Below are 15,519 nucleotides of genomic sequence, written 5' to 3' on the forward strand. Positions count from 1 at the left end.
CGGAGTGATACCGGGCGGCGGCTTTTTTGGGGTGAAGACAAATCAGAAGTCGTACTTCAACTCCGCAAACAAGGTCCGCTGCGGGAACGGATGGAACAGGAAGTAATCCTTGTTGGTGATGTTGTCGATGCCGACGGCGGTGCTCCAGTGCTTGTCGACCTTGTAGCGCGCCCGCGCGTCAAACACGACGTAGCTGTCGAAACCCTGGTAGGTGTGCGTGTTGATGTCGCTGTTGTCGACCGTGGCGTACAAGCGGCCGCTGTAGCGTCCGGCCAGCGTGTAAGCCCATTTGTCGTCGGGACGGTAAGTGCCGACCAGCGTGGCGCGCCATTCCGGCACGTAAGGCGTGCGCTTGCCGACCGAAGTGGTGGTGGCCGAGACGAAACTGCTGTTGCCCAGAATGCGCGCATCCACGTAAGTCAGGCTGCCGTTGATCTCTAGTCCGCGGATCAGCGCGTCGTCTTTTTGCAGCACCAGTTCGACGCCGCGCTGGCGCGTCTTGTCGATGTTTTGCGTATAGGACGATACCACCGTACCCAGCGTGGCAGTCTGCGAGATCAGGGCGTTCGAGACGTCTTCCTGGAACAGCGACATGCGTACCTTGCCCTTGTCGAGCGCCCGTTCGATCGCCAGTTCGCTCGACAGCACACGCTCCGGTTTCAGGTTGGGATTCGGCTGGCGGAAGATGCCATCGCTGCCCTGCACGTTCTGATATAGCTCGCCCACGGTCGGGAAACGCAAGGCTTTGCCGAACGAGCCGGTGACCTGCCACTGCTCGCCGGGGGTCCATGCCACCGACAGCTTGGGCGAGAAACCGGAGTTGCGCACTTCCGGCTGGTTGATGCCGCCGCTGGCCGTCGCATAATTGTAGCCGCCGAACGCACGCCACCATTCATAGCGCCCGCCCACGGTTGCCTTCCAGTCCTGCGCCAGGCGCCAGGCGTCCTGCGCCCATACGGCGGACGTCTCGGTCTTGCCGCGCGAATCGGTCGACAAGGCGCCGTTGCCGCCGGAAACCCAGTTGCCTGTCAGGTAAGTCGGGCTGACCAGTTTGTATTGATCGTAGTGGCCGCCGAAACTGACGATGTGCGCGCCCTTGAGACCGTCCGGACGCCAGACGCCCTTGAGGTCCAGCGTATTCCAGCCGGTGCCGCCGGCGTCGGCGATGGTGCCGTTGCCGCTGTTTTGCGCGGCGGGATAGGCGCCGGTCGACGTCCGGACGATGTCTTTGGCAGTGTAGAAATTGCTGGCGATGGCTTCCCAGTCGAACGCGCCCTGCGTCTTGCGGCGGACCGACAGGCTTTGCATCCATTGTTCCTGGCCGGTGTTGTTGCTCGCCATCCCGCTGGGATAGACCGTGGCGCCGGCGGCGTTGCGAAGGTAGGACTGGCCATGTGAATCGGCCTGGTTCTGCCAATAGCCCAGGATGTAGGCGGCAGTCAGCGTCGGCGAAAAATCATAGGCCAGCTTGATCTTGGCGTTGTCCTGCACGGTGTGCGTCAGGCCGTTCGCACCGAGCACGACGATGTTCTTGCCGGTGCGGTCTTGCGCGGCATAGCCGCCGATGCTGCCGGCCGGCGCGGTGGCCGCGGTCACGTACGTCACCGGCTGGCTGTAGCTATCCAGGTGATTGGCACTGAACCACCACGACAGGTCGCCGCTGCGGTTGCCCAGCGTGGCGCTGAATTCCTGGGCGCGGTAGGTGTTGCTGGTGCCGTACTGGCTGAAATCCTGGAACGCGGTATTGGCCTTGACGCTGGCTTCGAAGTGATCCGGCATACGCGTGGCGATCTCGGTCACTGCGCCATAGGAATTGCCGGGGTACTGCGCGGCGAACGGACCGTACAGTACGTCCACGCGCTCGACTTCTTCCGGCGCGACCATGAACCAGCGCGGCGAACCGTTGCCGTTATTGTTGTTGATGAGCGCCGACAGCAGCATGCCGTCGGCGTAGATCAGGCTGCGTGCGCCGGCATTGATGCCGGTGGTGCGTGTGGACATCGGCGCCTGCGTGTCGCCGATGTAGCGCTTGCGCACCAGCACGTTGGGCAGATACTTGAGCGTGTCCTCGACGCTGGTCGCATTGACGGTATCGGCCGCCTTGGCCGCGGTGATGCTTTCGGTGGTGGTCGGCAGCCGGTTCTTTTCGCTGACCGAGCGCGACTCCTTGACGACGACTTCGGGCAAGGCGGCGCTGTCTTCAGACTGCGCCTGGAGCTGGGCCTGGGCCTGGCTGAGCGGGCTCCAAGCGGCGATCATCGCCAGCAGCAGGGGCCGCAAAGGGAATGGGAATGGATTGGTATTTTTCATGTTTATCCGGACCGGCGGTGCAGGTGCGGACAAAGGCCGCGCCTGCACAGGTTGACTGAACTGGGAAGGCAACCATCAACGGTCGCCACGGCATTCAGGCAACAGCCGGCGGCGCCCGCGACGATGCTACGGTCCAGGCGAACAGCGGCTGCGGCGCGCTGTAAAACAGGCGCGGCAGGAAATGCGAGATGGTGAATACGGCCTCCGCCAGCCTCTGTTGCCGCGGTGGAGCAACGGCATCGGCATGCATCAGGCAATACGGGCAATGCGATGAAGAAGAGGTGTTTTTGCCGCTGTCGCGGTCACCGTCGTTGGCGGCCTTGTCGCCCAAGGCGCTGCAGATTTCCATCCAGAAGGAGCCGCCACGCTCCTGCGACCACGCTTGGGACGCCACGGAAAACGTCGGAGCGAGCACCATCAGCAGCACCGCCAGAATGGCGGTCCACGCGGTGATTGTGTTGCGGATGGATGGGCTCGAACGGCCCGATGTCTGCTTCCCCATCTTGCGAATGTAGCACGCACATGCGCGGCAATACAGCGCCGGCAGCGGAGTTCAGGCCGGCGGCAAGGTGCATGCAGCGGGGAGGTAACGGCTGGAAAGGCTGGCCGGTGGCGGTCTGCAAACGATGCAGGCCGCCACGGCGAGAGCGGATGAAAGCGGGTGCGGCAAATTGTCGCACCCCTGCATGGAGAGATGCCTGCAGGGGTGAACTGTCCGGCTTACTTGTCCGGCTTACTTGTCCGGCTTACTTGTTCGGCGTTGCGGCTGGCGGCGTTGGCAGCGCCTTGATGCCCTTGGTCTGCGCCACGGTCAGGCTGGTGACGAAGCTGGCGACGTCGTAAGGCTTGCCGTCGCGCTCGCCGGCGGTCTTGTCGATGTGGTGCGCTTCCACGACATAGGTGCCTTCCCATGGCAGATCGAAGTTCACCAGGCCTTGTTCATTGGTGCGGCCTTCCTTGCCCCAGCCTGCCGAGGTAATGATGGAGATCTTGGTCTTGGCCAGCGGCTGGCCCTTGTAGACCAGCTTGAATTCGCCCGGCTTGCCGGTGGTCACGATATCCAGCGTCAGGCGCGGCGCCTGTTCTGCGAAGCTGGTGACCAGGCGCGCGGCCGGAGTCCACAGGGTGCGCGCCATGGTGTCGCCGGTCTTGCGTTCGAGGATCGGATAGTGCGCTTCTTCTGCAACGATCGATTCGCCCTTGCCGGCGCGAGCGGATAACGCATAGGCGTTCTTGCCCTTGTTCACGTCCAGCGTCTTGTCGCCGTTGGCGCCCAGGAGCACGGCGCTCGGCTGCACGAAGCGGTCCAGCAGGCCCGGCGAAGTTTCGCGCAGGTTTTCGCCGAACTCGCCGAAGTACAGGTTGGCGGACTTGGCGTCCTGCTGCAACCAGACGTGATGAGCCTGCGCGGACGCGGCCAACAGCAATGTGGACAGCAAGGCGGGAATGACGAGACGTTTCATGTAATGCTTCCTTTCAGGGGCTAGGTGTTTTTTTATGATGAAAAACGACAAACTCTCTTCAACCTGGCTTGCGGCTTGGCATGTTTATTATCGAGAATGATTATCATTATATCAGAGACTGACAAAACCCTGAATCCGAAAAGCCCCCTACAATGGGCGCCGCTCTTCACCGGCAAAACCTCGCGCCTTCCCCGGCGCAGGCAGCCGCAGTCCAATTTCAGGCCAGGTCACCCGGCCAGCTCAAGGAGAAAGTCCCCATGCTTCGTCGCAATCCCTCCGGCGATATGCCGCAAGTCCACGAATCCGCTTACGTCGACCAGACCGCCATCCTGTGCGGCAAGGTCATCGTCCACGAAAATGTTTTCATCGGCCCCTATGCCGTCATCCGTGCCGATGAAGTCAACGAAAAAGGCGAGATGGACGCCATCGTCATCGGCGCCCATTCGAACATCCAGGACGGCGTGGTGATCCACTCCAAGTCCGGCGGCGCCGTCACCATCGGCGAACGCACGTCGATCGCCCACCGCGCCATCGTGCATGGTCCCTGCACCGTCGGCCATGACGCCTTCATCGGTTTCAACAGCGTGCTGTTCAATTGCGTGATCGGCGATGGTTGCGTAGTGCGCTACAACGCGGTGGTAGACGGCTGCAACCTGCCGCCGGGCTTCTACGTGCCGTCTACCTTGCGCATCGGCCCGCAGACCGATCTCGACGCCTTGCCGCGCGTGTCGGCGCAGGCTTCCGAATTTTCGGAAGACGTGGCCCGGACCAACAATGAACTGGTGCAGGGCTACAAGAAACTGCAGAACGAGTTCTGATCGGATTTTTCCGATCGCCCATGAAAAATCCGGCCGCTCCTTGATAGAGGGGCCGGATTTTTTTACGTCCGTCGAGCGCTGTGTTCAGCTGCCGCGATACGTCGAATACGACCAAGGCGACACCACCAGCGGCACGTGGTAATTCTGTGCCGGGTCGGCGATGCCGAACGCCAGCACCACTTCATCGACGAAACGCGGCGCCGGCAACTGCACGCCTTGCGCGGCAAAATAGTCGCCCGCGCCGAACACGAGTTCATAGCGTCCCTCCTGCAATTCGTCGCCTTGCAGCAACGGCGCATCGCAGCGGCCATCGCTGTTGGTGACGGCGTTTTTCAGCAAGACCTTCTCGTTGCCGCGGACCGCAAACAAGGCCACCTTGACGCCGACGCCCGGCTTGCCCTGGGTGACGTCCAGAACGTGGGTACTCAGTTTTCCCATTGTGTTTCCTCTCGTTGACAAATTTTGTAGATCATTTCAGTCGCAAATGATATACCGCTGTGATCAGGTCCATATACGTTCACCGTTATATCGGCAATCAATTCTGAAGACATAATTCGGCGAAGATGCAAAAAAACGATTCCAAGGCAGGAGACATGACAGATCCCACTTACCCGCGCGACCTGGCCGGTTACGGCCGCACGCCCCCGCATGCACGCTGGCCCGGCGGCGCGCGCATCGCGTTGCAGTTCGTGCTCAACTACGAAGAAGGCGCGGAGAACAGCGTGCTCGACGGCGACGCCGGCTCGGAAACCTTCCTGTCTGAAATCATCGGCGCCCAGAGTTTCCCTGCGCGTCACATGAGCATGGAGTCGCTCTACGAATACGGATCGCGCGCCGGCCTGTGGCGTTTGCTGCGCCTGTTCGAGGAGCGCAGGCTGCCGTTGACCGTGTTCGGCGTGGCGCGCGCGCTGCAGCGCAATCCGGAAGCCACCGCCGCCTTCCTTGAACTGGGCCACGAAATCGCCTGCCACGGCCTGCGCTGGATCAGTTACCAGAACATCGACGAAGCCACCGAACGACGTCATATCGCCGAAGCCATCGCCATCATCAAGGACATCACCAACAACGCGCCGCTGGGCTGGTACACCGGCCGCGACTCACCCAACACCCGCCGTCTGGTGGCCGAACACGGCGGCATCGCCTATGACGCCGACAGCTACGCCGACGACCTGCCCTATTGGGAAAACGTCCGGATCGGCAACGGCGCCTCGTCACAGCTGCAACCACGCCTGCAGCCGCAACTGATCGTGCCCTACACGCTCGACAGCAACGACATGCGCTTCGCCGCGCCGCAAGGTTTCAACACCGGCACGCAATTTTTCGACTACCTGAAAGACGCCTTCGACGTGCTGTACGCCGAAGGCGATCCGGCCGGGCTCGACCGCCCCAAGATGCTGTCGGTCGGCCTGCACTGCCGCATCGTCGGCAGGCCCGCACGCGCGGCGGCGCTGGCGCGATTCCTCGACTATGTGCAACGGCACGACAAGGTCTGGATCACGCGCCGCATCGACATCGCCGACCACTGGCGCGCGACACATCCGTTCAAAGTTTGATCTACCGCCGTGGCGGCTCCACGGAAAACCATAAAAAAGCAATACACATATACCATTCAATGGAGGAGACACCATGCAGCAAGCAAACGCAATCGTGCGCACGCCACTGGGCAGACATCTCGCAGCCGGCCTGATCGGAGTGTCGGCACTGGCCGCCGTGCAGCACGCGCACGGCGCCGACTGGAGCGACAATTCCATCGGCTACCGCTACGGCACCAAGTTCGCGGAGCCGTTCAACACGCAGGACATCAGCAAGAACATCATCAATTTCACGCATGCCAGCGGCTACAAGTACGGCACCAATTTCCTCAACGTCGACTTCCTCATGTCCGACAACAAGGACAGCAACGCGCAGGAAGCCTACCTCACTTACCGCCACACGCTCGACATCGGCAAGATCAGCGGCAAGGACCTGGCGTTCGGTCCGGCGCGCGGCGTCGGCTTCACGCTGGGCGTCGACCTCAACACCAAGAACGATCCGGGTTACGGCTCCAAGAAGCGCATGTGGGTCGCAGGTCCGACGCTGATGATGGACGTACCTGGCTTCCTCAACCTCAGCATCTTTGCGCTCTGGGAAAGCAACAAGCCGGTCGGCATCGCCAACCGCTACTCCTACGACACGCATCCGATGTTCAACGCGGCCTGGGGGATTCCGTTCGGCACCAGCGGCTTCGCGTTCGAAGGCTACATGAACTACATCGCCGCCAAGGGCAAGGATGAGTTCGGCAACAGCACCAGCCCGGAACTGAACTTCGACGGCCAGATCATGTACGACGTCGGCACTCCGCTAGGCATGGGCAAGAACACCTTCCGCGTCGGCCTGGAATATCAATACTGGCGCAACAAGTTCGGCAACCGCTCGACGGTGCCGGGCTCGTTCGCCAAGACGCCGATGCTGCGCGCCGAATATCACTTCTAGAACCTGGACGTAAAATGCAGAGGGGACGCGCTTGCGTCCCCTTTTTTGTTCCTCGCCGAGATTACCGATGACCGATTGTTCTATTCGGACAACACCGTCTCCACCTTTTCATTCGGCGTGAACCGGATCAGCGGCACCCGCCGCACCATCCACAATCCGATCAGCGCCGACACGACGGCCAGCGCGATGCCCATGTGGATAGCGCCGACCAGCGCCTCGCGCGCAGCCTCCAGCAAGGCCGAGCCGTTGTGTCCCGCTTGCAGCATTTGCGCCAGCAGCGTCGACTGGATGTCGTGGTTGACGAGGATTTCCGGGTCCTTGAATTCAGCCAGCCATTGGGCGGCGTGATCGCTTTCCAGCGCACGTTCCACGCCGCTGCCGTACATCTGCGTGACCAATGTGCCGGTCACGGCGGTACCGAGCATGCCGCCGATCATGCGCAGCGATTGCAGCAAGGCGGTAGCGATGCCGAGATGTTCGCGGCTTGCAGCCTGCTGGGCGAAGACGGTCAGGTTGGGCAACACCAGCCCAAGACCAAAGCCGCCGGCCAGCATCGTCGCCAGCATGAAACCGGTCGGCGTATCGCGTTGCGACAGCACGATACCCAGGCAGGACAGCGCAATCAGAACGAAGCCCACGTACATCATCATGTTGGGATTGGGAATGCGGGTGACGATGCGGCCGTTGACGATGCTCGCCACGGTGATACAGGCCACCAGCGGCGTGATCAGCAGACCCGCTTCGCGCGGCGACATCCCGAAGCCGCCTTGGAACAGCAGCGGTGCATACATCAGCATCGAGAACATCGAAAAGCCGGCCAGCACCGACAACAGGAACAGGCTGGAGAGCGCCGGGTCCTTGAACATTTCAAACGGGACGATAGGTTGCTCGACGCGGCGCTCCCATTTCCACAAGGCGTAAAACGCACCGATGGCGACCACCAGCAAAGCCAGCATGCCGCCGGTCAGGCCGCGCTTCGGGAACAATTCCACCAGCAGTTGCAGGCTGCCCAGCGAGACTGAAATCAATACGGCGCCGATCCAGTCGAGGCGGATCTTGCCGGCATTCTTGTGGTGACGGATGTGCGGGATGTAGCGCATCGCAAAAAACAGCGACACCAGGCCCACCGGCAAATTGACGTAGAAGGTCCAGCGCCAGCCCAGCGATTGCGTCAGGAAACCGCCCAGCGACGGTCCCACCGAGGTCGCGATGCCGTAAGCCGCGCTGAGGATGATTTGCCAGCGCAGGCGAATGTGCGGATCGGGGAACAGATCCGCCGCCGAGGCGAACGCGGTGCCAACCAGCATGCCGCCGCCGATGCCTTGCAGGCCGCGCGCCAGCACCAGGAATAGCATGCTGTCGGCCATGCCGCACAGCATGGAGGCAATCACGAAGATGATGATGGAGGCGATCAGGAAAGGCTTGCGGCCGAAATAATCGCCAAGCCGGCCGAAGATCGGCACGGTGATCACCGACGTCAGAAGATAGGAAGTCGCCACCCAGGCGTACAAATCGAAACCCTTGAGCTCGGCGACGATGGTCGGCAAAGCGGTGCCGACGATGGTCTGGTCCAGCGCCACCAGCATGATGACGAAGCAGATGCCGAGCGTGGCCATCAGGGATTCGCGGAAAGGCAAGACTTGACCGCTTGAATGAGCGGCTTCTTTATGTGGAGACATGGCGGGAGAATCGATGGCCGGTGCCGATCGACGCATGTTGGCGATTCGACAAGCAACCAGAGCGACTTGTCTTGCGCGACCACAGGCGTCTCAGGCTCCAGCCTGAAGTGACTGAACGGCTATTTTAACAATTGCCGGCGATCTCTGCCGCAGACGCGCTGAAAGCCGATCGAAAACGTCGATGCCCGGATGTGAGACAACACCTCCGTGTCGTCCGACGGTTGCAAATCCCGGCTGTTGCGCACGTGGAAACGCTGGGGCGCGACGAGCTGTGCAAGGGAAATGATCCGCGCCCGTGTGCGCACATATGACTCGGCGTTTGAGCCAATGGCGCAAACGCCGGTGACGGCGGAAACAGACATGGCAGGCATGTCCGGCGTCCTTGCGAAACGAGCCTCAGTCGCCGGCGATGGTCATGCTTTCCAGCAGGATGGAGCCGGTTTCCTTGGTGCCGCGGATCAGGGTGTCGTTGCCGATGGCGACGATCTGGCGCAGCATGTCTTTCATGTTGCCGGCGATGGTAATTTCTTCCACCGGATACTGGATCACGCCCTTCTCGACCCAGTAGCCCGATGCGCCGCGCGAATAGTCACCGGTCACGTAATTCACGCCCTGCCCCATCAGCTCCGTCACCAGCAGGCCGGTGCCGAGTTTCTTCAGCATGCCCTTGAAATTGTCGGACGCAGTAGTCAGCGATGAAGTGATCGACAGGTTGTGCGAACCGCCGGAGTTGCCGGTGGTTTCCATACCCAGCTTGCGCGCGGAATAGGTCGACAGGAAATAGCCTTGCACAACGCCGTCCCTGACCACCTCTCGGCGATGCGTCTTGACGCCTTCATCATCGAAGGGAGCCGAACCGACGCCGCCGATGACGTGCGGATCTTCGAGGATCTGGATATGGTCGGGCAACACTTGCTTGCCCAGCGAATCGAGCAGGAACGTCGATTTTCGATACAGCGCACCGCCCGACACCGCTTGCACGAAAGCGCCCAGCAAACCTGCCGCCAGCGGCGCCTCGAACAGCACCGGACACTTGCGCGTGGACAGCTTGCAGGCATTCAGGCGCGCCAATGCACGTTCGGCGGCATAGCGGCCGATGGCTTCCGGCTTGGCCAGCTTCTTCGGATCGCGCATCGACGAATACCAGTCGTCGCGCTGCATGTTGGAACCCTTGCCTGCGATCGGCGCCACTGAAATGGTGTGGCGCGAGAACGGATAGCCGCCGATGAAGCCGCGCGAATTGGCGGCGACGAAATGCGATTGCTGCGCGTAGACGCTCGCGCCTTCGCTGTTGGTGATGCGCTTGTCGACCGACAGCGCTGCGGCCTCGCAGCGCTGCGCCAGCTCGACGGCTTCTTCGGCGCTAATCAGCCACGGCGTGCACAGCTTGAGATCGCGCGGATGGAATTCGAGGTTTTCTTCGTCAGGCAGGCCGGCGCAGTCGTCGATCGCGGTGAAGCGCGCGATGTTGTAGGCGGCTTCCACGGTTTCCTTGAGCGCCTGCTGCGAAAAGTCCGAAGTGCTGGCGTTGCCGCGACGCACATTGCGGCCTTCGCCCAGATAAACGGTGACGCCGATACCCTTGTCCTTGTTCTGCTCGATGGTCTCGACCTTGCCCTTGCGTACCGCTACCGACAGTCCGCTGCCCTCGCTGATGTCAACCGCCGCATCCGACGCGCCTTTTTCCTTGGCATAACGCAACACATCCTGTGCAAGCTGCTTCAATTGGTCTTGACTGTGGGTAAATACGGTATCGCTCATTGGGCTGTTTTCTTCGGAATGCGTATAAAACGGGTATGATAGCAGTCGTTTAGCTTATTTTTCTGAATCATGCCAAATCCCAATCGCGGGTCCTGCGGCTTCCAATCCAACGAATTCGAGCAGGAATACGACCGTCCCTCCAAATCCCAGCTGAAACGCGATATGACCGCGTTGCAGAAACTGGGCGAAGAACTGGTTGCCGAGCCGCGCGACCGCGTCAAGCGCGTCCCCATGCCCGAAGATGTGCGTGACGCCATCCTCGAATGCCAGCAGATCAAGGATCACGAAGGTCGCCGCCGCCAGATGCAATACGTCGGCAAGAAGATGCGCACCCTGGAGGAAGACGAGATCGCCGCCATCCAGAGGACGCTCGACAGCTGGCGCGGCCTGTCCAAAGCGGATACCGCCGCCATGCACGCGCTCGAACGCCGTCGCGAGAAGTTGCTGAAAGACGACAACGCCCTCACCGAATTACTTGCCCAGCATCCCGATCTCGACGTGCAGCACGTGCGCACGCTGATTCGCAATGCGCGCAAGGAGCAGGCCGAGAACAAGCCGCCCAAGGCGTATCGCGAAATTTTCCAGATCCTCAAGCAACTGCAGGCTGCGTCGCGTGGCGGCAATGCTGCGGGAGATGACGCGGACGAATTGAACGATGAGCAAGAAGACTGATCCGGATGAACTGCTGATCGGCTTGGTGTCGATCTCTGATCGTGCTTCCGGTGGCGTCTATGAAGACAAGGGCATTCCGGCCTTGCAAGAATGGTTCGGCGCCGCGCTGGCCAGTCCCTGGCGCATGGAAACCCGCCTGATCCCCGACGACCGCGCACAAATCGAACAGACGCTCATCGAACTGGTGGATGTAGTCGGTTGCGATCTGGTGCTGACTACAGGCGGCACCGGCCCTTCGCGCCGCGACGTCACGCCGGAAGCCACGCTGGCGGTAGGCACCAAGGAAATGCCGGGCTTCGGAGAGCAGATGCGCCAGATCAGCCTGCAATTCGTGCCGACCGCGATCCTCTCGCGCCAGGTCGCGGTGATTCGCGAAATCAACGATGGCGCCGATCGCGCCGCCCTGATCATGAACCTGCCCGGCCAGCCCAAGTCCATCCGCGAAACGCTGGAAGGCGTCAAGGACGCCGACGGCAAACAACAGGTCGCCGGCATTTTCGCCGCCGTGCCTTACTGCATCGATCTCATCGGCGGCCCCTACATCGAGACCAACGAAACGGTCTGCAAGGCCTTCCGTCCCAAATCGGCGATCCGCCCGGCCAAATAGTCCGTCCTCAGCGCGGGCAGCTCAGTTGATCTGCCCCGCCGCACAACATCGCACGATTGATCTGGTCCAGAAGCACCTGCAAACGCTGCGGCGTGATGCGCAGGGGATATCCATTCAATTCGTTCGGAGTCGACGGCCGCCAGCCGAACTGCACCAGGAACAGATTCCTGGTTCCTTCGATGACCGCCACCAGGCTGCCTTCGCCAAACGGCGCCGCTGCGCCGTAGCGGTCGCAAAATCCGCCGCTGATCGAGGTGTACGCACCGTTGGTCATGGAATCCTTCTGCTTCATTGCCGTAAAGTGGCCGGCGCAGCCGTTTTGCGCGCCCTGCAGCACACGCTGCACGATCTGCGTCGACATGTGCACGCCCGGGCTGACGGATGCCGCACCGCGCTGCACCGACATGTAGCCTTCGCGCCAGGAATCATGGCTTTCATTCTGCGGCAGGAACTCGACCACATAGTCGCCGTTGGGGTCGCCGTTCATGTAAGCCAGGCGCCAGCCGGAAGGCGGCTGGATGATCAGGTTCTCGCCGTTGGGCTGGAACACGTTGCCTTCCAGCAGCGCAGCGTGCGCCGCCGGCATGGCCGTGATCGTCAAAGTCAAAGTCAGGGTCAGTGCGCGGAGCACCAGCGCAGCGATTTTTTTCATCATGGGGTCTCCATCCGGGGCAGGCCGGAGATTTTCCGCCGGGATCGTCGTATCATGGCGCTTCCGGCATCTCCGCCGCAAATCGTTATTGTGCACCAAGCTGCGCAAACCTGACCCGAAGAAAATACATGTCCGCACCCGCCCTGCTCCAGACCATCGAAATCGAATCCGCTCCCAATCCCGCCGCCGCCGTGATCTGGCTGCACGGCCTCGGCGCCGACGGCAACGACTTCGTGCCGATCGTGCGCGAACTCGACTTGTCCGGCAGCCAGGCGATTCGCTTCATTTTCCCGACCGCGCCGACCATGCCGGTGACCATCAACGGCGGATACGTGATGCGCGCCTGGTACGACATTTTTGCTCCGGACCTGGTGCGCCGCGAAGACGAACCCGGCTTGCGCGCATCGCAGGCATTGGTCGAAGCACTGATCGCGAAGGAAAAAGCGCGCGGCATTCCGGCCGAACGCATCGTGCTGGCCGGCTTTTCGCAAGGCTGCGCCATGACCCTGCAAACCGGCCTGCGCCACCCGGAAAAACTGGCCGGTCTGATGTGCCTGTCCGGCTACCTGCCGCTGGCCGCCACGATCGCGGCGGAACGCCACGCAGCCAACCACGCCACGCCGATTTTCATGGCCCATGGCCGCCAGGATCCGGTGGTCGTCATCGCTCGCGCCGAACAGTCGCGCGATGCGCTCAAGGCGCTCGGCCATGACATCGAGTGGCATGAATACCAGATGCAGCATTCGGTCTGCCAGGAAGAAGTGGACGACATCGGCCAATGGCTGGCGCGGGTCTTGCCGAAGTAAAGAATTTGCCGCCAAAGAAAAAGCCTGCGATGTGAACGACATCGCAGGCTTTTTTCATTGTGCTCCGGCGTACCGGAACGGCGTCGCTTACATCGAGTAACGCAGCGTCAGTGCGACATTGCGCGGTGCGCCCGGCAAGCTCAGGTTCGGGCTGGTGCCGTGGCCGGAGACGATATAGCCGGTGTTGAAGATGTTGTTGATGTTCAGCTGCACCGAGTAGTTGGCGGCCTTGTATGCCGCCATTGCATCGGCCGTGAAGTAACCCGGCAGACTCACGGTGTTGCCCGGATTGGCGAAACGGCTGCCGACGGCGTTGGCGCCGCCGCCCAGCGTAAAGCCATTGCCGATTTCTTTCGTCAGCCACACGTTGGCAGAATGCATGGCAGTCAACGTGGCGCGTTTTCCTTTGATCGGGACGTTATTGGCAACCGTCGGGCTGCCGGCGACGTTGGTACTGCCGTCAACGGCAATCGAGTCGGTCACCTTGGCATCCAGGTAGGCATATCCGGTCAGCACCTTCCAACCTTGCTTTAAATCTGCACTCAAGGTCAGTTCCACGCCATCCGTGCGCTGTTTTCCGACAGGGATAATCACCCTGGTGATGGGATCGGCAGCTTTGATGTTGTCGCGCTCAAGACGAAATACCGAAACGGTAGCGCTGGCTCGACCGTCAAGAAAATCGTACTTCGCACCCACTTCAGTATTGCGCGTATTTTCGGGCGCAAGGTCCGCGTTATTGGTCGCCAGTGGCAATGTTTCGCCGGACGGCTGGAACGAACGGCTCCACGACAGGTAGTACGACTGCGTCTCGCTCGGTTGCCAGACCAAGCCGGCGCGCGGGCTGAAGGCATTGTCGGTACGCGACAAGTTTGCGGTACTGGTCGTAACAACACGCGACTGCTGCTTGAAACTGTCGTAGCGGACACCCAGCAACGCCTTCCATTGGTCGCTGAAAGCGATCGTATCCTGCACGTAGCTGGCCAGCGTGTCATAGGTCCCGAAGGTGCGGTTGGTCGCGGTCACTGCGCTTGGGTTAATAACCGGCAAAACCGGATTGAAGATCGAGGTCGGCCCCGACGTCGGACCGCTGGAACTTACCGAATCCTTGCTTTGCTGGCCGACTTCCACGCCGTACAGGATTTCATGCCTGGTGCCGGCAATCATCAGTTTCTGCGTCAGCTCGGTCTGATTGAACCAGCCGTTTTCATCACGGCTCAACGCAGCGTGACCAAACGACATCGTACGTGCAACTTCGTTGACGTTGCCGCTGATATTGGTGTTGTTGCGATTCAGGTGATAGTCGTAGTAGCGGAACGCGTTGCGCAGCGACAGGCTGTCATTGAAGCGATGCGTCAGCGTCGCCGCGGTCGACGCTACGCGCGATTGGCTGAAATCCGCATCGCGTGCGTTGGCGGCGCCATAGTATTTACCCGGATCGACGCTGACCGGACGGCCCTGATACGACGGAATGCCGAAGTCAGTCAGACGGCGATCTTCGATGTAATCTGCTTGCAGCAACAGCTTGGTGTCAGACGAAATCTTGAACTCGACCGACGGTGCGATGGCAGTACGATCGAGAAACTGCTGGGCGCGGTAGCTGTCCGATTGCTCGCGCGCGCCGGTCAGGCGCCATGAAACGGTTTCGCCGCTGCGACCGAGGTCGATCTCGCCGCGACGGCCCGCCGTGCTGGTGAGGCTGACGCTGACGTCGCTGATGTCGACACCCGGCTTCTTGCTGACGCGATTGATCAGGCCACCCGATGAACCCCGACCGTACAGCACGGCAGCCGGGCCCTTGATGACTTCGAGGCGTTCGACGTTGGACAGGTCGCGGAAGTACAGCGCGTCGTCGCGGAAACCGTCGACAAACTGATCGCCGATGGCGGTAAAGCCGCGGATGAACACCTGGTCGCGCTGGCCGTCGCCGGTCGACAGGCCCACTCCCGGCACGTTCCTGAGGATGTCTTGCAGCGAAGTCGCATGCTGGTCGCGGATGACTTCGGCGGAAATGACGTTGATGGTTTGCGGAATATCGCGCAGCGGCGCTTCACTCTTGGTGGCGCTGATGGCTGTCGGGGCGACGTAGCCGTCGGTGCGGGATCCGGTGACCTGGACTTCCGGCAAGCTGCCGGCGCTTTGCGCCAATGCGGTGTTAGCGGTGATCGATGTCAGCGACAGCGTCGCCAGGACTGCCAGGTAACCTGGCTTGATGCGAAACTCCATTGTTCCCTACCTCATTATTAATGTTAATCGTTCTCATTAATATTATCTTTCAATTG

15 protein-coding genes are annotated in these 15,519 nt (G+C 61.2%); 6 read left to right on the top strand and 9 right to left on the bottom strand.

Features of this window, described 5'->3' with window-relative positions; genetic code table 11:
- Positions 1 to 42: 42 nt before the first annotated feature.
- From F506_RS18110 to F506_RS18120, 3 genes are all read right to left on the bottom strand, one after another.
- The gene (locus F506_RS18110; protein ID WP_053199752.1) at positions 43 to 2,310 is read right to left on the bottom strand and encodes a TonB-dependent receptor; all 2,268 of its coding nucleotides are present in this window, start codon (positions 2,308 to 2,310) and stop codon (positions 43 to 45) included.
- Positions 2,311 to 2,404: 94 nt separating this feature from the next.
- Positions 2,405 to 2,812, bottom strand: a complete 408-nt coding sequence (locus tag F506_RS18115; protein WP_053199754.1) for a DUF2946 domain-containing protein — start codon at positions 2,810 to 2,812, stop codon at positions 2,405 to 2,407.
- A gap of 244 nt (positions 2,813 to 3,056) precedes the next feature.
- Complete coding sequence (locus F506_RS18120; RefSeq protein ID WP_053199756.1) at positions 3,057 to 3,773, bottom strand: DUF4198 domain-containing protein; 717 nt, start codon at positions 3,771 to 3,773, stop codon at positions 3,057 to 3,059.
- Positions 3,774 to 4,030: 257 nt separating this feature from the next.
- On the opposite strand from F506_RS18120, the gene F506_RS18125 reads away from it, so the two are divergent.
- The gene (locus F506_RS18125; protein WP_053199758.1) at positions 4,031 to 4,591 is read left to right on the top strand and encodes a gamma carbonic anhydrase family protein; all 561 of its coding nucleotides are present in this window, start codon (positions 4,031 to 4,033) and stop codon (positions 4,589 to 4,591) included.
- Between the two features lie 84 nt (positions 4,592 to 4,675).
- Here F506_RS18125 and uraH read toward each other — a convergent pair whose 3' ends face one another.
- On the bottom strand, positions 4,676 to 5,029 hold the full coding sequence (uraH, locus tag F506_RS18130; RefSeq protein WP_053199760.1) for a hydroxyisourate hydrolase: 354 nt from the start codon (positions 5,027 to 5,029) through the stop codon (positions 4,676 to 4,678).
- Positions 5,030 to 5,184: 155 nt separating this feature from the next.
- On the opposite strand from uraH, the gene puuE reads away from it, so the two are divergent.
- Complete coding sequence (gene puuE, locus F506_RS18135) at positions 5,185 to 6,144, top strand: allantoinase PuuE (protein WP_053201762.1); 960 nt, start codon at positions 5,185 to 5,187, stop codon at positions 6,142 to 6,144.
- A gap of 73 nt (positions 6,145 to 6,217) precedes the next feature.
- On the top strand, positions 6,218 to 7,063 hold the full coding sequence (locus F506_RS18140) for an outer envelope protein (RefSeq protein ID WP_144424096.1): 846 nt from the start codon (positions 6,218 to 6,220) through the stop codon (positions 7,061 to 7,063).
- 80 nt (positions 7,064 to 7,143) lie between these two features.
- On the opposite strand, the gene F506_RS18145 is transcribed toward F506_RS18140, so the two are convergent.
- From F506_RS18145 to pmbA, 3 genes are all read right to left on the bottom strand, one after another.
- On the bottom strand, positions 7,144 to 8,742 hold the full coding sequence (locus F506_RS18145; RefSeq protein ID WP_053199762.1) for an MDR family MFS transporter: 1,599 nt from the start codon (positions 8,740 to 8,742) through the stop codon (positions 7,144 to 7,146).
- A gap of 119 nt (positions 8,743 to 8,861) precedes the next feature.
- Positions 8,862 to 9,113: a hypothetical protein gene (locus tag F506_RS23260; protein ID WP_144424097.1), complete on the bottom strand. Its 252-nt coding sequence runs from the start codon at positions 9,111 to 9,113 to the stop codon at positions 8,862 to 8,864.
- A gap of 25 nt (positions 9,114 to 9,138) precedes the next feature.
- The gene (gene pmbA, locus F506_RS18150) at positions 9,139 to 10,503 is read right to left on the bottom strand and encodes a metalloprotease PmbA (protein WP_053199764.1); all 1,365 of its coding nucleotides are present in this window, start codon (positions 10,501 to 10,503) and stop codon (positions 9,139 to 9,141) included.
- 69 nt (positions 10,504 to 10,572) lie between these two features.
- Between pmbA and yjgA the strand changes: the two genes are divergently transcribed.
- Positions 10,573 to 11,175 (top strand): ribosome biogenesis factor YjgA, encoded by a 603-nt coding sequence (gene yjgA, locus F506_RS18155; protein WP_053199766.1) that lies wholly within the window; start codon positions 10,573 to 10,575, stop codon positions 11,173 to 11,175.
- Positions 11,159 to 11,782, top strand: coding sequence for a molybdopterin adenylyltransferase (gene mog / locus F506_RS18160; RefSeq protein WP_053199767.1), 624 nt, complete (start codon positions 11,159 to 11,161; stop codon positions 11,780 to 11,782). Before yjgA ends, mog begins: the two co-directional genes overlap by 17 nt.
- A 7-nt stretch (positions 11,783 to 11,789) precedes the next feature.
- Here mog and F506_RS18165 read toward each other — a convergent pair whose 3' ends face one another.
- Positions 11,790 to 12,437, bottom strand: coding sequence for a hypothetical protein (locus F506_RS18165; protein ID WP_235471232.1), 648 nt, complete (start codon positions 12,435 to 12,437; stop codon positions 11,790 to 11,792).
- A gap of 125 nt (positions 12,438 to 12,562) precedes the next feature.
- Here F506_RS18165 and F506_RS18170 point away from each other — a divergent pair, with 125 nt between their 5' ends.
- Entirely contained in the window at positions 12,563 to 13,240 is a 678-nt protein-coding gene (locus F506_RS18170) for an alpha/beta hydrolase (protein WP_053199769.1), read from the top strand.
- An 87-nt stretch (positions 13,241 to 13,327) separates the two neighbouring features.
- On the opposite strand, the gene F506_RS18175 is transcribed toward F506_RS18170, so the two are convergent.
- Positions 13,328 to 15,463, bottom strand: coding sequence for a TonB-dependent receptor (locus F506_RS18175; protein ID WP_053199771.1), 2,136 nt, complete (start codon positions 15,461 to 15,463; stop codon positions 13,328 to 13,330).
- Between the last annotated feature and the right edge of the window lie 56 nt (positions 15,464 to 15,519).

The sequence above is a fragment of the Herbaspirillum hiltneri N3 genome (assembly GCF_001267925.1).
GTDB classification, from domain to species: Bacteria; Pseudomonadota; Gammaproteobacteria; order Burkholderiales; family Burkholderiaceae_D; genus Herbaspirillum; species Herbaspirillum hiltneri.

Excerpts from the sequence above, each read along its gene's own strand:
- F506_RS18110 (WP_053199752.1), bottom strand. The coding sequence starts at position 2,310 with ATGAAAAATACCAATCCATTCCCATTCCCTTTGCGGCCCCTGCTGCTG.
- F506_RS18115 (WP_053199754.1), bottom strand. The coding sequence starts at position 2,812 with ATGGGGAAGCAGACATCGGGCCGTTCGAGCCCATCCATCCGCAACACA.
- F506_RS18120 (WP_053199756.1), bottom strand. The coding sequence starts at position 3,773 with ATGAAACGTCTCGTCATTCCCGCCTTGCTGTCCACATTGCTGTTGGCC.
- F506_RS18125 (WP_053199758.1), top strand. The coding sequence starts at position 4,031 with ATGCTTCGTCGCAATCCCTCCGGCGATATGCCGCAAGTCCACGAATCC.
- uraH (WP_053199760.1), bottom strand. The coding sequence starts at position 5,029 with ATGGGAAAACTGAGTACCCACGTTCTGGACGTCACCCAGGGCAAGCCG.
- puuE (WP_053201762.1), top strand. The coding sequence starts at position 5,185 with ATGACAGATCCCACTTACCCGCGCGACCTGGCCGGTTACGGCCGCACG.
- F506_RS18140 (WP_144424096.1), top strand. The coding sequence starts at position 6,218 with ATGCAGCAAGCAAACGCAATCGTGCGCACGCCACTGGGCAGACATCTC.
- F506_RS18145 (WP_053199762.1), bottom strand. The coding sequence starts at position 8,742 with ATGTCTCCACATAAAGAAGCCGCTCATTCAAGCGGTCAAGTCTTGCCT.
- F506_RS23260 (WP_144424097.1), bottom strand. The coding sequence starts at position 9,113 with ATGCCTGCCATGTCTGTTTCCGCCGTCACCGGCGTTTGCGCCATTGGC.
- pmbA (WP_053199764.1), bottom strand. The coding sequence starts at position 10,503 with ATGAGCGATACCGTATTTACCCACAGTCAAGACCAATTGAAGCAGCTT.
- yjgA (WP_053199766.1), top strand. The coding sequence starts at position 10,573 with ATGCCAAATCCCAATCGCGGGTCCTGCGGCTTCCAATCCAACGAATTC.
- mog (WP_053199767.1), top strand. The coding sequence starts at position 11,159 with ATGAGCAAGAAGACTGATCCGGATGAACTGCTGATCGGCTTGGTGTCG.
- F506_RS18165 (WP_235471232.1), bottom strand. The coding sequence starts at position 12,437 with ATGATGAAAAAAATCGCTGCGCTGGTGCTCCGCGCACTGACCCTGACT.
- F506_RS18170 (WP_053199769.1), top strand. The coding sequence starts at position 12,563 with ATGTCCGCACCCGCCCTGCTCCAGACCATCGAAATCGAATCCGCTCCC.
- F506_RS18175 (WP_053199771.1), bottom strand. The coding sequence starts at position 15,463 with ATGGAGTTTCGCATCAAGCCAGGTTACCTGGCAGTCCTGGCGACGCTG.